The sequence below is a fragment of the Winogradskyella sp. MIT101101 genome (genome assembly GCF_047126865.1).
Taxonomy (GTDB): domain Bacteria; phylum Bacteroidota; class Bacteroidia; order Flavobacteriales; family Flavobacteriaceae; genus Winogradskyella; species Winogradskyella ouciana.
Genome location: NZ_CP138982.1, coordinates 3,030,756 through 3,047,220, shown reverse-complemented (window position 1 = coordinate 3,047,220; position 16,465 = coordinate 3,030,756). Strand labels below are relative to the sequence as shown.

Genomic DNA, 16,465 nt, shown 5'->3' with positions numbered 1-16,465 from the left:
TTTATAAAGCCTTAGACGTTAAAATGGTTTTAGAGCTTAAACAATATTGTATTCAGAATTTAAACGTTGTATCTGTTCTGGACGCCCAAGAACAATAATTTTGGAGCCAGCTACTAATTTAGTGCTTGCCTCAGGATTAACAACATAATCGCCTTTGGCATCCTTAAAACCAATGACTGTACAACCCGTTTTTTTGCGAAGATCTAAGTCTCTTATAGTTCTTGCCTCTTTAACATTATAAAGTTGTTCTACTTTTACCTCTTCTACATTAATATTTCTTTCTCCAACAATTCCTAAATTATCAATAAACTCTACTAGATCTGGTATTACAACTAAAGATGCCATGTGGTCTCCTCCAATCCTATCTGGTAAAATAACATTGTTGGCACCTGCCAATTTGAGCTTATTATATGATGTCTCTTCTGACGCTCTACTGATTATGGTCATTCCATTATTAATTTGTCTAGCAGATAACACTACAAACAAATTGTCGGCATCACTCGGTAAGGCACAAATTAAAGTACTTGCTCGTTCAATACCAGCATCATACAGCGTTTGATCCTCATTGGCATTTCCATAAACAAAAGGGATATCGTCTTCTTGGAATCTTTCTATCACATCCTTATTACGTTCTATCACTAAAAATGGCTTATTATAGGCCAGTAACTTTTTTGCTGCTTGCTTGCCATTGCGACCATAACCACAAATGACAATATGGTCGGTCATTTCATCTATTTTCTTCTGCATCCTACGTTGTTTTATATCTTCAAAATTATTTTTGCTCAAAATATACTCAGTGATTATTGAAATTGCATATCCAACAATGACGACACTAGAGAGTATTAAAAATATGGTGAAAATCTTGGCTTCTGTATCCAAAGGGTTTACTTCACCATAACCAACAGTTGTAATGGTTATAACTGTCATATAAACAGCATCAATCCAACTATATTCTGAAACAAACCTATACCCAAAAACACCTATACAAAGCACAAAAAAAAGCAATAACAGTGCTGTATAAATTTTAGACCTAAAAAGTTTAATGAGAGGGTTATTCATACTATAGATCAAATACTGATGAGCGTTTTGTATAAATTATATCCTTAATCCGTATCCAGAATGCCAAAAACAAATACAGTGCAAAACCAAACCCAACTGTTACAAAGGTTAAGTACATAAATGAGGTTCTAACAATCTTAGCCCTTATACCCAAGCGGTCTGCTATCCGTTGGCAAACATAGTAACCACGTTTTTGAAAATAATGTAATAGGGTGTAAAACAAATTCATACTGCAATATATAGCAAATAGCTCAATTTTTAACGATTAGTTGACTTCCTATAGCACATTGCAAACATTTGTTTTTGTCGCAATAGTGTTGTTTTAGTTGTAATAATGCTTGAGAACTCAGCGCATTTTTTTCTAATGATTTTAACTGTAAAAACTTTTTGACTATACTGTTGTTTTCAAGCTTTATTTCTTTAATGAGGTCGAATAATTCACCTTCAATTGATTGTCCTTGATATTTTGCGTAACTAAATTTTAAAGGAATAATAGTGTTAATGATTAGTAAATCTATAAAAGACTTGGTCAATAGTTTCTTAGAAATTTTTGAAGCTTTAGCAAATGTGTAATGCGTCATCCAAAACTCATTAACTCCCTTGTTAAACAGTTCATAAAACTTATCTTTTTTATTCATTACCACCAATTTAGAAAATAGCTGATGCTCCGTAGTATATAGATTTGCAAATTGCGACAAACGTATTGTAGGGAAATTAGGTGGTCTTAACCTAAAAAACTGCAAAGGCAAAACTCCTTCACTTCTAAGTGTGAATTTTTGCTTTAAATATTGATAGCGCAATTTTAAATCCGAGTAGTAGGCTTCTTGCACATCATCATTCAACAAACCCGCTTGTCCAAATAACAAAGCTTCCATTTCCAATACATCATTCTGAAGTTTCCTTACCACCGAATAATCAATTGATTTTGCCAAACTAAGAAATGCATCACCATTAACCTTAAGTCCGAAATTCTTCAATAACATTGTAAACAAGACAGCTTCCCAATCGTTATTGGACTGTTGTAAAAGTGTAGAAATATCATCAGATTTTCGCTCTAAGCGTTCTATGAACAAACGCTCTAACCAATTGTTTAACAGAAAATCATCTATATCCGAAAAATCAGCCTCACAATTAATCCAAGATTTAGACTTCATTAGTTTTTGATAATTCCCAAATAGAGCATCGTCAACATAATGTTTCAACTCGAGTGTTGGAATTTCAGAATTGTCTTTTCTAAAAATCTCTGTATCATGTTCCCATACTACATGAAGGATAACATTATCGTAGGCTTTGTCTTTTTCATGATTGTGTAAATACCAATCAGACGATTTTATATGAATTTCTACATTCCCAGCCCAAAGTTGACCGTTAATACTTAATTGCCCATTAAAAAAATCTGGGCCAGCATTATGATTGTGCTGACCAAGTTGTTTTATGGAAATGGTCTCTCCGCTTACTGTCTTAAGGGATTGTGATGAAAATGCCTTGTGTTTCCAAACGTAATGAAGAAAGTCTTCTTGCATGGTTCTAAAATAGACATTTGAATTGAAACAAAAAAGACGAAAAATACGTAATCCTACGTATAAAAACCGACTGTTTTTATGATTAACTTGTAGTCGTAAACCAATACCAACCCACTATGCGTTACTTTGCTTTAAAAAACGATTTCCCTGAATTAGAAGAACGTAAGCGCGTTATTAAACGATTAACCAGCCTCAAAGAAGATCTTGACGAAAAAATTCCTGAAAAAATCTTTAATGAAAATGTGCTTATTGCCACATGGAACATAAGGGATTTTGACTCCAATCAATATGGTTATGGCCCACGTACCAAGGAAGCTTTTTTCTATATGTCCGAGATTATCTCAAGTTTTGATTTGGTCGCCATACAAGAAGTCAATGAAGACCTTTTTGCCTTTAACCGTTTAATGTACGTTATGGGTGACCAGTGGGATTACATAATGACAGATGTCACCGAAGGTCATTCGGGCAATGGTGAACGTATGGCCTATATCTACGACACCAACCGTGTATCTTTTCAGAAAGTGGCAGGTGAAATTGTACTGACTCCCAGTAAGCTTATAGGTGACAAAAAGCAGTTTGCCCGAACACCTTTTTTAGTAGCTTTTCAATCGGGTTGGTTTAAGTTTAAACTTTGTACTGTTCATATTTATTTTGGTTCGGCTTCTGGGGAAAAACTAAAACAACGTATTGAAGAAATAGACACCATAGCAGAAAACTTAAAAAAGCGCGCTAAACGCTATGACGAAAACCTCATTCTTTTAGGTGACTTTAATATTTATAGTCCAGAGCACAAAACCATGAAAGCCTTAAAAAAACATGGCTTTAAAATTCCAAAAGGTATTGAAGACAACCCAAGTAATATGTACCAAACCAAACACTATGATCAAATTGCCTTTATGGAAAAAAAAGGTGAAGTTGTACACGGAGATCAAGACAATAGTGCTGGCGCCTATAATTATTACAATAGGGTTTTTAGCACTCGCCAGTTTCCTGACTACCAAGAAGTGGTCTTACAGAATTTAAAAGGCAAATTGGCAAAGCAAAAAGATAAGTTAGCCAACACTACCGATGCTGAAAAAAAAGTAAAAATACAGAAATCAATAGATGAGTTTAAGGCCATTATTGCCGATCCGGATGCACAAAAGGACTATTACAAAAAAGAGTGGCGAACATTTCAGCTCAGCGATCACCTACCCATGTGGACAGAATTAAAGATTAATTTTAGTCTAACGTATCTAGAGAAGATTAAGAGTGAATGATATGTGCTTTAACCTTATTCAAAAAGATAAACTAAGATTGAGTAAAATGTGCTATCTATTTCCTAATTTTTAAAAGTTATATTCTACTTTTTCTTAGTCATTAAGTTTAAACTTAGACCCAGTACAATGACGAGTATCCCTATTATACTATAGATTGTATAAATCTCCTTGAACCAAATTAGACCCAGTATTACAGTAAATACGACTTCTAGATATTTAAAGGGCGCTATTTGATTTGTTTCGCAAATTTGCATGGCTTTTGTCATATATAATTGAGCGAAATATCCAAATACACCTAGGCTTAAAAAAATAAACCATTCATTTCCTTTTGGACTTTCCCAATGATTTATTGACAACAACCCACCTATAATAGCCGAAATGACCATAAAATAATTAACAACCACTACAGGATGATCGCTATTACCAATTTTTCTAATGGTGATGTAAACGAGGCCAGCAAACACAGCTGAAATCACAGCAAAAGTAATTCCTTCTATTTGCAAGGTATCATCAAATCCCTTTAAGACTAATACACCTGAAAAAGCTATACCCAAAAACAGCCATTGTACTAACTTTATCTTTTCTTTTAGTAATAATAGAGCAAACAGCGCGGCAAAAATTGGTGCTATATATCTAATGGATACAGATGTACCCATGGTGATGTATTTTAAGGATAAAAAGAAAAGCATCATGGAAATGAGACCAAACACACTTCTCATAACCAACAACACTTTTTTATTTCCTAAAATTGAAATTTTATGCTTTAATAAAAATGGGAAAGTAAAAAACAGAGACCCTATAGCTCTAAAAAACACAATTTGATATACACTGAAACTATCTAGTGACTTAACAAATACATTAAGCAATGTAAATGCCAATGCACTTATTGTCATATATAAAATTCCTTTTTTCAGATTGATTATTTCAGGGCTTTATGCCTATAAATATAGTTCACTGCTAGCTTTAATTTACCGTTTTAAGTTTTATAAATTTAGACAAGCAACTTTGAGTCAGCCTTTCAATATCTCGGATTGAATGATTCTTGTTGACGTTTAGTGCTATTAACGGAAAATTATTCAGATTGCATTCAGATTTTTTTTGTGTCGTTTCTGAAATCACAAAAATGCCATCTATGGAACCATCATTTAAACGATTGATATAATTTGTTTCCCTTTCGAAAGAGCTGAAAGTCTGGTACAACAAGACTCTGTAATCTGAACTTTCTGCAGCTTTTTGCAAATGAAAAAGAGCCTGATTGTAATGTGGAACAGTTACCGAAGGTAAAATTACAGCAATAGATTTTGTTTTTTTTCCTCTTAAAGCAACAGCATAATTGTTTGGTACGTAGTTAAACTTTTTAGCTATTCCTTTTATAGCTTTACGTGTCTCAACACTAATATCCTTCTTATCGTTAAGTGCTTTAGATACTGTGGAAACAGAAAATCCTGACATTGAAGATATTTCCCTTATAGTCACACTCATAGACTTCAATTTATTAACTTCTTAAAGATTTAATTATTTCTAAAGCATTTTTGGTATCTGATTCTATTTTACTTAAATCGTAATTACCATCAGCATTTTTGGCAATCAGTTTAGATCCCATGCCGACACAGATAACACCAGCATTGAACCATCCTTCTAAATTATCTCTAGTTGGAGACACACCACCAGTTGGCATAACACTGGTCCATGGTTGAGGCCCTTTTATCCCTTTTACAAAGTTGGGTCCATATATCCCGCCAGGGAATAGTTTCACGATTTCACAGCCTAGTTCTTCGGCTCTACAGATTTCAGTTAATGAACCACAACCTGGTGACCACATTACTTTTCGTCTGTTACACACAATAGCAATATCTTCTCGTAATACTGGAGTAACAATAAAATTTGCACCTAGTGCCATAAATCTTGAAGCACTTGCAGCATCAGTGACTGAACCAACACCCATAATCATTCCTGGAAGTTCTTTAAGCGCATATTTATTGAGTTCCCCGAATACTTCGTGTGCAAAGTCCCCTCTTGCAGTAAATTCCAATAGTCTTGCACCACCGTCATAAACTGCTTTGACTACTTTTTTGCTAACCTCTAAATCTCCGTTATAAAACAAAGGGACTAAACCCGTTTGTTTCATAATCTCAGCAACTTCTATTCTTGAGTAATTTGCCATAATATTATCTTGCTACTCTTCCAGAGGCATCGCCTCCCATTAATTTTTCTACTTCAGATACGGTTACCAAATTAGCATCGCCTTTAATGGTGTGCTTTAAACAGGAAGCCGCCACTGCAAAATCTAATGCGTTTTGGTCATCCTCAGGATATTTTAATAAGCCGTAAATCAATCCTCCCATAAAAGAATCACCACCTCCAACGCGATCTACAATATCTGTAATTTGATATTGTCTTGTTTCATACATTTTCTTACCATCGTATAAAACACCTGCCCAAGTGTTATGTGAAGCAGAAATTGATCCTCGTAATGTTGTAATTACTTTTTTTGCTTTAGGAAATTTATCCATCATTTGTTTACAAACTGATAAGAAAGCTTCAGCCTTTACATCATGTCCATGTTTGTGAACATCTAAACCTTCTGGATGGATGCCGAAATGTTTCTCTGCATCTTCTTCGTTACCTAAAACTATATCGCAATACGATGTTAGTTCAGTCATTACCTTTTCCCTGTGCGAATCATCGCAATAGGCCCATAATTTTGCTCGGTAATTTAAATCTGTTGAAATTGTTACACCCATATCACTAGCCGTTTTTACAGCCTCTAAACATGCATCTGCAGCCCCTTGAGAAATTGCAGGTGTAATGCCTGTCCAGTGAAACCAAGCCACATCTTTAAAAACAGATTTCCAATCAATCATTCCTGGCTCTATGTCAGAAATAGCGGAATGCGCTCTATCATATACAACTTTACTTCCTCTACTGACAGCCCCAGTTTCTAAAAAATAAATACCTAAGCGTTCACCACCATAAATAATTTTATCCACACCAACACCTCGCTTTCGCATTTCCATCATGGCACATTGACCTATATCATTGTTAGGTAATCTAGTTACAAAATCAACAGGTACTCCATAATTTACCAAAGACACTGCCACGTTAGATTCACCGCCTCCATAGACAACATCAAAGCTAGTTGCTTGCGAAAATCTTAAAAACCCAGGAGGAGCCAATCTTAACATTATCTCACCGAAAGTAACTACTTTATTCATTTGGTTGTTTTATATTATTTGCTTTTTCTAAAGCTTTTAAATTGATATTTGTTTTATATACCTAATGCTTGCCCTCCACCAATCTGAATGGTCTCGGCTGTTACAAATGATGCATCCTTACTCGCCAAGAAAGAGACTACACCTGCTACATCTTCTGGTTGTCCCAATCTACCGAGCATAATATTATTTGCCCAAGACTTAAACACTTCTGGTTTGGTGGCCTTGATCTGCGCATGGAACGGTGTATCAATTGTACCTGGTGATACCGCATTAACTCTAATGCCATATTCTGCCAAATCCTTTGCTAATGCTCTAGTTATCGCATGCACTCCAGCTTTAGATGTACCATAGATACCTGCACCTGGACCACCTGCTGTCCAGCCTGCATTTGAGGTATAATTGATTATCGATGGATGCTCACCTTTCTTAAGATAAGGTATCGCTGCTCTAGAAGCAAAAAATACAGAGTCAAGATTAAGTGCCATTACAAATCTGTAAAACTCAGTTGTCATTTCCTCGAACCTGGAACGACCACCTAATCCTCCTGCGTTATTTACTAGAACATCAATTCTTCCGTATTTGTCACCTATCTTTTTAATGTTTGATGTCACCTGATCTTCTTTTGTAACATCGAATCCATAATACTCAGCAGTAATGCCAGCATCAGTAAGTTGTTTTACTCGATCAGCACCTGCACTATCCTCTATTCCGTTTAGGATTACAGTATAACCATCGTTACCTAATCTTTTTGCTACTTCAAATCCGATTCCGCCTGTTGCACCTGTGACAACAGCAACTTTTCCTTTATTATCACTCATATTTAAATTTTTAATTTTTTATATTATAGTTTTTAATTTTATGTATTATGCTACCAGTCTTATTTTTCTAATTAGAATATAGACGGATAATACAGCTAGCACTACTGATATTGTTATAGCTACAAACGCAGGAGTGTAAGATCCACCATCCGTAATCTCACCAATGAACCAATTCATTATTATAGGAGATATGGCAGCTACCGTCCCAGCTAATCCAGCTAAGGTCCCAACAGAAGGCCCTTTGAATAAATCACTTGAAAGCGTTTGAATATTACCTATCGCAAATTGAAATCCGAAAAGTGCAACGCCAGCTAAATATATGAACATCATATAATTTGAGTCACTCACAAACATTATGATGGATACAAAGCCAATTATTATGAGGAGACTTCCTAATACAATACTTGCCTTTCTTCCAAAATCTACTGAAGTGCGCTTAATGATAGCTTCTGTAAAATACCCACCCAATATTCCACCAGCTGCAGCCATTAGGTAAGATATCCACATCGTCTTTCCAATTTCTTCTATGCTAAGTCCAAATTTTGAATTCAAGTAAATAGGCATCCAACCAGCGAAGAACCACCAGATAGGTTCTATAAAAAACCTACAGAGCAAAATTCCCCAAGGTTGTTTATAACTTAGTATTTTGACTACACTTAAACTTTTGGCACCTTCAACTGCCACATCATTATTTGCAATACGATCATTTAATATTAGGTCTCTTTCGTTTTCTGTAATCCAAGGGTGCTGTTCTGGTTTTGATTTATTTAGAATGAGCCATGGAATTACCCAAATTAGACCTAGCGCACCAAGTATAATATATGTAGATTTCCATCCGAATTGTGCATATAGAAACACTATGATAACTGGCGCTACAACATTACCTATTGACGCACCTGCATTAAAAATACCTTGAGCCAAAGCTCTTTGTTTTACTGGAAACCATTCTCCATTACTCTTCACTGCTCCAGGCCACAATCCAGCTTCTCCAAGCCCGAGGAGTCCTCTGACTATCGAAAGAGAAACAACTCCTCTTGCCAATGCATGAAACGCTGCAGCTGCAGACCATACTATTATGGAAACAACAAACCCTATTCTAGTACCTATTTTATCGTATAACCGACCAGATAGAAATTTACTAGCAGCATAAGTCACCATAAAAATATTAAGCATCAGCGCATAATCAGAATTGTCCATGCCCAAATCTTCACCCATTTGTGGCCATAGTAGCGCAAAAGCTGTTCTGTCTATGTAATTTATAACAGTAGCCACAAAAATTAATCCGATAATCCACCAACGTAAGCCTTTTAATTTCATGTTTTATAGTGTGTTTTTATTTAATTGTTTTTGCTATACATTATATAAATTGATACAACACACTAAAGTGTGCTCTCATATTTAGTTTTGTCATCTTGGGCCTTTGTAATAAGATTAATGTGGATAGCAAATTATTTTCAAGCTTCAAATAAGTAGAGGTAATGAAATTCTTTATTTTGAGTATGATATGATTTTGAAGGTAAGAGTCTTCCATTTTTGGTATTAAATTAAATTTCATATCTATATTTAAGTTAATTGGTTAACCAGTTTAGTTTTTCTAAAGTTATGTAATTTATTTACATTATCAATGCTCTTACTTGTTTAAAATTATACTAAATAAAAAAGAATTCTGCTCTTTTTAGCTCAGCAGAGCAGAATTCTAAACAATCAACTAATTCAAACTTTAATGACTTGACTAACTCATAAATCGTAAAGCTTAACATTCTTATGTAGATCATACTCTTTAACACATTCTTAATCAAGAATAATTGAGCTCTTAAACAGTATGATCATTCTTTATATTAAAATTTAGTATCCAGGGTTTTGATCAATTACACCACCACTAGATGTTATTTCAGAAATTGGAATCGGTGCTAGTAAGTAGTTAGAATCTGAAAAACCTAATACTGATTGAGCAGTACCTGTTCTAACCAAATCAAACCATCTGTGACCTTCAAAAGCCAACTCTAGCCTTCTTTCTTCAGCAATAGCCGTTCTAACTGCAGCTTGAGTAGTTGCGGTTGTGTTAGGCAAACCTGCTCTAGTTCTAATTTTATTTAATTCTGTTATAGCTGCTGGAGTACTACCATTTTCATTTAATGCTTCAGCATACAATAGTATTACATCACCTAATCTCATCTCTATAAAGTCATGATCCGGACCATTTGTTTGAGGAAATTTTGGAGACGCTAAAGTGGCTTCATCAATAGTTACAGCTCTTCTTAAGTCAGTATCACCACCTGCTTCACTTGCATCAAAAGCAGCAATTAAAGATGGGTCTAATGGGTCTAGGGCTTTTGTATCGAGTCCAAAGAACCATTCCCAAAACTCTGAAAAACCATATTCATCCGGTACTGAACCCGATATTAACTTTGAAAATATAATCTCATCATTCAAATCGTTTGATGCTCCAAAAATTTGAGAAAAATCAGACAATAGAGAAACTCCAGCGCCTGCAGCACCATTTACAACAGCGCCGAGATGCGTTTCAGCATTTGCAAAATTGCCCATATGTACATACACTTTACCTAGTAAGCCTTGAGCAGCTAATCTAGACGCTCTGCCTGTATCATTTGATAGTGAAGTATTATCCAAAGCTGCAATAGCATCTTGTAAATCTGGAATAATTACATTATTGTAAACATCAGCAACTGGTTGTCTTGCTAAAATAGAGGTGTCAGTTGTGCTTGGTGCATCAGATAAATTCACAGTAACATCACCAAACATTAGCACAAGTTTAAAATACGCCAAAGCTCTTAAAAATTTGGCTTCACCAATGTCAGTTTCATTTGAAGAATTGTTAATTACAGTATTGGCACTCAAAATTGACTTATATAAAGCCGCATAGAAAGGGCGGAAAAACTGATCATTTAATGTTCCGTCTGCTAAGTCACTATTAAACCTATCAAATGCTGGGTATGGTTCTTCTTCCATAAGCGCATTATCTGCTCTAAAATCTCCCATTACCGCCATAGGTGTTACTGAGGCGTGCTGGTAAAAATATGCCGCATTCAAAACTCCTGCAAAATCCGTTAATGAATCTGAACTTGCAATATTTGGTGGAGCCTGATCCAAATCTGATGAACATGCCGCTATAAACAGCATCAATCCAAATAATAAATATATTTTTTTCATTTTTTTAATTTTAAAAGTTAACATTTAAACCGAAAGTAAAACTTCTTACAACTGGGCTTGCACCTACTTGCACACCATATGTTGTTGGTCCTTGATAACCACCATTAGTAGTCTCAACACCCTCTGGATTAAAAGAGGTATAATCATCTGACCATAGGTATAATAAATTGGTTGCTGCAACGTAAACTCTTGCAGAGTTTATACCAACTTCACTAACCCACTCTGGTCTAAGCGTATAACCAATAGTTAAGTTTCTCAATGCTATATAAGATGCATCTTGTATTACTGCGTCCGTTTGATCTCTTGCACGTGTATAATGACGTCCACTATCATCAGCTATACCATCATCATTTGCATCGAAACTATCTCTTAGTCTACCACCAAATTGTGATTGCCAGTATAAGGGGTCAATATTAAAGACATCTCCACCTTGCGATCCTTGAAATTGGAATGACATATCAAAATCCTTATATCTTACATTACTGTTTAAACCCCAATAAAAATCTGGTGTACTTTGTCCAATTTTTACGTAATCGTCTCTATTGATTACACCGTCACCATTTTGATCTTTAACGTAGTATTCGCCACTAGTTGCTCCTAGTGTTCTTGTTGGGTCTGCTACATGTATCATTTCAACCTCGCCTGTAGTTTCCAATCCCCACATTTCGCCAATTTCTCCACCTACATAATTTCTAAATTCTGGACCTCTACCACTCTGTCCGTATATGGTTGGTGGTAATTCATCTAGACCATCTAAATCTTTAATTTCAGTTTTTACAGTAGATAAGTTAGCACTAACACTCCAAGAGAAATCTTCTTTATTAAAGATATTGGCGTTAAGCTCAAATTCCAATCCTCTACTTTCAACATCTCCAGCATTAACAGTTACCTGTGGAGTTCCCAAAACTTCAGAAACACTTTTAGAAAGTAGAATATCTTCTATGTTAGATGTATAATAATCTACACCCATCGTAAAACGGTTACTTAAAAACCCTAAATCAACACCAAAGTTAGTTTCAGTATTTGTTTGCCATGTTAAATCTGGGTTTGCTACATTTTCTGGAATTAAAAATCCGATACCAAAATTTGTTGGTGCCGCATTCAACAGACTTAATGCATCATAAGCTCCCAAGAAAGATGTTGTTCCTAAAGATCCAGTACTAAATCTAGGTTTTAACAAACTTATTACCTCTGAATCCCAAAATGCTTCGTTGTGGACATTCCATCCTAAAGAAAGTGCAGGGAAAACTGCATATTTCTCGTTAGATCCAAAACGAGAATCACCATCTCTTCTGATCGAGGCAGAAACCAAATAACGATTGTCGTAAGCATAATTTATTCTTCCGAAGACACTCTGTCTGTTAATCTCTTCGTCTCTCTCTGATATCGTCACATCTTCATTTTCTAGCAATTCATAATTAACAACACCAATATTAGGAACGTTTGTACCATTTAAAGCAGTTCCATTGATATAGAAATTTTGAAATTCTAAACCTAATAAGGCAGATATATCATGTTTCTCATTTATTACTTTTGAATAATCCAAAGTTGTAACACTTAGTACAGAACTTCTTTTTAAGTCCGTTTGATCCAAGTCTGTTTGGTTAGAACGTGCTCTAGAATCTGCTTCAAGGCCTTGATAATAATAATCTTGGGTATCGTTAAGATCTGCACCTAAAGAGGTTTTAATGGTTAATCCATCTATTATACTATATTGTAAATAGGAATTAATATTAGCAAAATAAGTACGTTGAGTTCGCTCTGCACTATCAAGTTTAGCAGCAGGACCTGCATCACCAGATCCACCAATACCGTTACCACTTCTTCCATAATGCCAGTCGTGGGCAAAATCACCAGGCTCTAAAGTATAAATACTACTATTAATACCTTGAGAGATACCAAAATCACCACCTCTATAACCTTCATCAAATGGTGAAAGTCCTAAAGCCTGTGCCTGCATATCTAACTGCTGAACAAATGCAATTGACTCTTCAGTATGATAAACAGGATGTACACCATAGGCTCTCAATAAATCTCTTTGATCGTGCGCTAGTATAGCTCTATCAGACTTAAACCCATTAAAACTAATTCCTGTAGCAAATTTGTCTCCTAATTTTATATCGAGATTAAGACGTGCATTAATTCTTTCAAACTCTTGAGTTATGGCGATACCTTCAGTATCTTGGTAACCAACTGAAGCAAAGTATTTTGCATTTTCAGAACCACCGTTCATACTAAAATCGTGGCTTATCATATTACCATTTCTAAAAAGCCATTCTTCTGGGCTGATCGCACCTGGTGACTCTCTATAAGCATTTATTCTATAATCTAAGATAGCAGGATCAACTTCAGAAACATCCCAATTACCATTGGCTATATTCCTTTCAATAGTATTCGCCCATTCCGCAGAGTTCATTAACAAATTATCTCTCTGGTATTTACTAGATAGACTCACATAAGTATTGTAATTAAAATTTGGTTTACCTGTTCTACCTTGTTTAGTAGTGACTAAAATTACACCGTTAGCACCTCTAGAACCATAGATTGCCGCAGAAGCAGCATCCTTTAGGACTTCCAAACTTTCAATATCGTTTGGATTTATAGTTGCTAAGCTTCCAGATATAGGGTAACCATCAACAACAATAAGTGGGCTAGAATCACCAGAAATTGATGAAGCCGCTCTTACTTGAATCTTTGGATCAGCACCAGGCTCACCACTTTGATTTTGAATTAATACACCTGCTAACTTACCAGCCAATGCATCATCAACACGAGTGGCTTGAATTGCCGCAACCTCTGATCCCTTTACTTTGGCTACAGCACCTGTTAAGTGCGATTTTTTACGAGATCCATATCCCACAACCACAACTTCTTCTAATGCACTATCGTCATCAGCTAAAGCTACGTTTAATGTCTGTTGGCCATTAATAATAACCGTTTGGGTTTTGTAACCCACATAAGAAAATCGAAGTTCATCTCCCGATGTTACCTCAATTTGATACTTACCATCAAAATCTGTAGATGTTCCGTTGGTAGTATTTACAACTACAATGTTAACTCCTGGAATTGGCATACCATCCGATTCTGAAGTAACTACTCCACTGAGAGTGTAACTCTCTTGGGCCATGGCTATAAAGCCAAAAAGGCAGAAGACTATAGCCGTAAGTCTAAGTTTAAAATTCATAATTTACGTTTAATTAAATTAGTTAGTGAAAACTGGTGAACCAAATTGGTAAACCAGTTTGGTTCACCAAATATATATAAAATTTTGTTAAATGCAAGAGTTTCATAAAGTTTTAATGTTAAAATTTCTGTATCAAGCTTTTAGCCAAGCTACATTTGACATTTATTCTTTGGAATATCACTTTAGTTTTAGGCTCAAAGCATCAACTAAACGTCATTTCTTTTATAAAAAAAGATTTAGCTTAAATATGAGACAGGTATAAAAAAGGTGCACGCTTTTGGATTTCAGATTTATCTTTTGTGAAAAATCTTGTAGCGTTGACTTATTTGAAGAAATTTCTAAATACCCTTTTTAGATCTAAGTTTTTAATAATGAAGATATTCTATTTAGGAAACTTTATGCTAATATAGGAGATATAATAGGTGTAGAATAGATTCTTAATAACACATAAGATAGACCATAAGCTACAATTAATAGTTCTGTTGTTGTCTAACGAAATAGATTCTTGGTTCTTAAGCTACATTATAGCAGTACTGATATAAAACACTGAAGTGTTCCTTCATCTTTTGTTTTGCCAATTTGGGTTTCTGCTGCACTATGGCATCGTATATGGCCTTGTGCTCTTCTATTCCTTGCTCTGCTAAATTCTTATCACAGACATGAAACTTTTCAAAATTGGTGATAATTTCTGGCGTAATGACTAGCATAAAGGTGTTCATTGTACTATTTCCACTAGCCTTGGCTATTGCTAAATGAAATAAAAGGTCTTCCTGTACGGCATCTTCACCGTTGACTACTTTCGCTGTGTAAGCATCTAGTGCCTCCTTTATTTTCACCAAATCCTCTTCAGATCTTCGTAATGCTGCTAAACGAACCGTTTTAAGTTCTAACAATATTCTTGTCTCCACCAAAGACTTAAAATCAGGATCCTCTAAGCGTAGGATGTCGTCTATCATGCCATTCATAGCAACAACACCAATGTTAGCTACAAAGGTACCACTCTGAGGTCTAGACTTTAACAAACCATAAAATTCTAATTTCTGAATAGCTTCTCTAACACTACTTCTTGTTACACCAAACTTATCTGACAACATTCTTTCTGAAGGTAACTTGTCTCCAGGTTCAAGATTTTTAAAATTTATGAGATCCCTAATTTTTGATATTATGCTCTTTTGAAGGCTTATGCCATCTGTTTTTTGTAGTGTTTCTAATTTCATAGTTAAAACTAAGTTAACTGGTTAACCAAATCAATTTTTTTATAAAATTATATAAAATCCAGTAGAATATTTAATAACAAGCTATTTAAATTTTGAGCTTTGTTAATGACTAACTTCTAATTCATAAAATCTCACCTTGGCGTAAGCACCTTCATCTCTTGTTTGAAAATAATTTCCTGCTTTGAAATAATTTTCAAAAACTCCCCATTTTCTTATGTGGATGTTTTCATACACCTTATACTCATTACCGTTGAGTATTATTACCATTTTCCCTTCTGACACCTCTACTTCTAAAGTGAATTTTTTAAAACCCACTTTTTGCTCAAAATTAAAGCCTTCATCGTTATCCCATGCGTCTTCGTGAAGAATTTCTGGTACTCCTGCACTTAAATCCTTCAGTACCTTTGTTTTAACTCTTACCTTTCCATTATCCCAATAGATTTTTAATATTGGCGGTGCATTATTATCATCTTCTCCAATAAGATCTTTTTGTTCATTGGTTAACCTACCATGAATCTGCATAATGATAATTCTATGGTATTTGCCATCACTATCTTTAGTAACTTCATCAATGGCCAGTTTGCCTTTCATATATGCACCATCCTCGAACTTCCAATTGACATTATTATCACCAGGCACCATCTGCTCTCTAAGCTCTGACCTTGTATATTTGGTATTTCTGGTTTTAGATTCTGTTGGTAAAGCATGAAAAACTATGGCACCTCTTGTTGAATCAATATACATATAAGGTTTAGCTACTTCGTTTGTTGCAAAATCAGATATTTCAGGTGGTTCAATTTCATAAGGCTTACCCTCATCATTAGCCACAGGGAGTGTAACCTTCCAGTGGCCTAAATCAATTTCAGGTAATTTATACTTCTTTCGTTTTTTCTTTTTTTTCTTCTTTTCTTTTTTAACGGAAGCTTCTGCACTATCATTAGATTGAGCACTAGTATGTAAACTAACACTAAAAATTAAAAAGAAAATAAATACGGCTCTAAGCTTCATTTTAAAAATCA

The 16,465-nt window shown here is 35.0% G+C and carries 14 protein-coding genes; 1 reads left to right on the top strand and 13 read right to left on the bottom strand.

All coding sequences use genetic code 11. The features are described from left to right. Positions 1 to 36 precede the first annotated feature (36 nt). From SIB89_RS13715 to SIB89_RS13705, 3 genes are read right to left on the bottom strand one after another with little or no spacing between them, the layout of a single operon-like run. Positions 37 to 1,059, bottom strand: a complete 1,023-nt coding sequence (locus tag SIB89_RS13715; RefSeq protein WP_273290508.1) for a potassium channel family protein — start codon at positions 1,057 to 1,059, stop codon at positions 37 to 39. Position 1,060: 1 nt separating this feature from the next. Next, on the bottom strand, positions 1,061 to 1,288 hold the full coding sequence (locus tag SIB89_RS13710; protein WP_155088589.1) for a PspC domain-containing protein: 228 nt from the start codon (positions 1,286 to 1,288) through the stop codon (positions 1,061 to 1,063). A 22-nt stretch (positions 1,289 to 1,310) separates the two neighbouring features. Further along, complete coding sequence (locus tag SIB89_RS13705) at positions 1,311 to 2,582, bottom strand: DUF2851 family protein (protein WP_412560228.1); 1,272 nt, start codon at positions 2,580 to 2,582, stop codon at positions 1,311 to 1,313. Positions 2,583 to 2,698: 116 nt separating this feature from the next. Here SIB89_RS13705 and SIB89_RS13700 point away from each other — a divergent pair, with 116 nt between their 5' ends. Continuing rightward, positions 2,699 to 3,841 carry an endonuclease/exonuclease/phosphatase family protein gene (locus SIB89_RS13700; protein WP_412560227.1) on the top strand — a complete coding sequence of 381 codons (1,143 nt, stop codon included), beginning with the start codon at positions 2,699 to 2,701 and terminating at the stop codon, positions 3,839 to 3,841. An 83-nt stretch (positions 3,842 to 3,924) separates the two neighbouring features. Here the strand turns inward: SIB89_RS13700 and SIB89_RS13695 are convergent, their stop codons facing one another. The 10 genes from SIB89_RS13695 to SIB89_RS13650 form a co-directional block, all read right to left on the bottom strand. Then, positions 3,925 to 4,761 (bottom strand): DMT family transporter, encoded by an 837-nt coding sequence (locus SIB89_RS13695; RefSeq protein ID WP_412561920.1) that lies wholly within the window; start codon positions 4,759 to 4,761, stop codon positions 3,925 to 3,927. Between the two features lie 43 nt (positions 4,762 to 4,804). Further along, positions 4,805 to 5,323, bottom strand: a complete 519-nt coding sequence (locus SIB89_RS13690; RefSeq protein WP_412560226.1) for a LacI family DNA-binding transcriptional regulator — start codon at positions 5,321 to 5,323, stop codon at positions 4,805 to 4,807. Positions 5,324 to 5,336: 13 nt separating this feature from the next. Then, positions 5,337 to 6,005 carry a bifunctional 4-hydroxy-2-oxoglutarate aldolase/2-dehydro-3-deoxy-phosphogluconate aldolase gene (locus tag SIB89_RS13685; RefSeq protein ID WP_412560225.1) on the bottom strand — a complete coding sequence of 223 codons (669 nt, stop codon included), beginning with the start codon at positions 6,003 to 6,005 and terminating at the stop codon, positions 5,337 to 5,339. Between the two features lie 4 nt (positions 6,006 to 6,009). Beyond that, on the bottom strand, positions 6,010 to 7,056 hold the full coding sequence (locus SIB89_RS13680) for a PfkB family carbohydrate kinase (RefSeq protein WP_412560224.1): 1,047 nt from the start codon (positions 7,054 to 7,056) through the stop codon (positions 6,010 to 6,012). 53 nt (positions 7,057 to 7,109) lie between these two features. Further along, positions 7,110 to 7,874 carry an SDR family NAD(P)-dependent oxidoreductase gene (locus SIB89_RS13675; protein ID WP_412560223.1) on the bottom strand — a complete coding sequence of 255 codons (765 nt, stop codon included), beginning with the start codon at positions 7,872 to 7,874 and terminating at the stop codon, positions 7,110 to 7,112. A 45-nt stretch (positions 7,875 to 7,919) separates the two neighbouring features. Continuing rightward, a complete protein-coding gene (locus SIB89_RS13670) occupies positions 7,920 to 9,191 on the bottom strand; it encodes an MFS transporter (RefSeq protein ID WP_412560222.1) in 1,272 nt (423 codons plus the stop codon). Positions 9,192 to 9,719: 528 nt separating this feature from the next. Beyond that, positions 9,720 to 11,045 carry a RagB/SusD family nutrient uptake outer membrane protein gene (locus SIB89_RS13665; RefSeq protein ID WP_412560221.1) on the bottom strand — a complete coding sequence of 442 codons (1,326 nt, stop codon included), beginning with the start codon at positions 11,043 to 11,045 and terminating at the stop codon, positions 9,720 to 9,722. Positions 11,046 to 11,055: 10 nt separating this feature from the next. Continuing rightward, a complete protein-coding gene (locus tag SIB89_RS13660; protein ID WP_412560220.1) occupies positions 11,056 to 14,229 on the bottom strand; it encodes a SusC/RagA family TonB-linked outer membrane protein in 3,174 nt (1,057 codons plus the stop codon). Between the two features lie 512 nt (positions 14,230 to 14,741). Beyond that, on the bottom strand, positions 14,742 to 15,446 hold the full coding sequence (locus SIB89_RS13655) for a FadR/GntR family transcriptional regulator (RefSeq protein ID WP_412560219.1): 705 nt from the start codon (positions 15,444 to 15,446) through the stop codon (positions 14,742 to 14,744). A gap of 102 nt (positions 15,447 to 15,548) precedes the next feature. After that, positions 15,549 to 16,454 (bottom strand): polysaccharide lyase family 7 protein, encoded by a 906-nt coding sequence (locus SIB89_RS13650; protein WP_412560218.1) that lies wholly within the window; start codon positions 16,452 to 16,454, stop codon positions 15,549 to 15,551. Positions 16,455 to 16,465 lie beyond the last annotated feature (11 nt).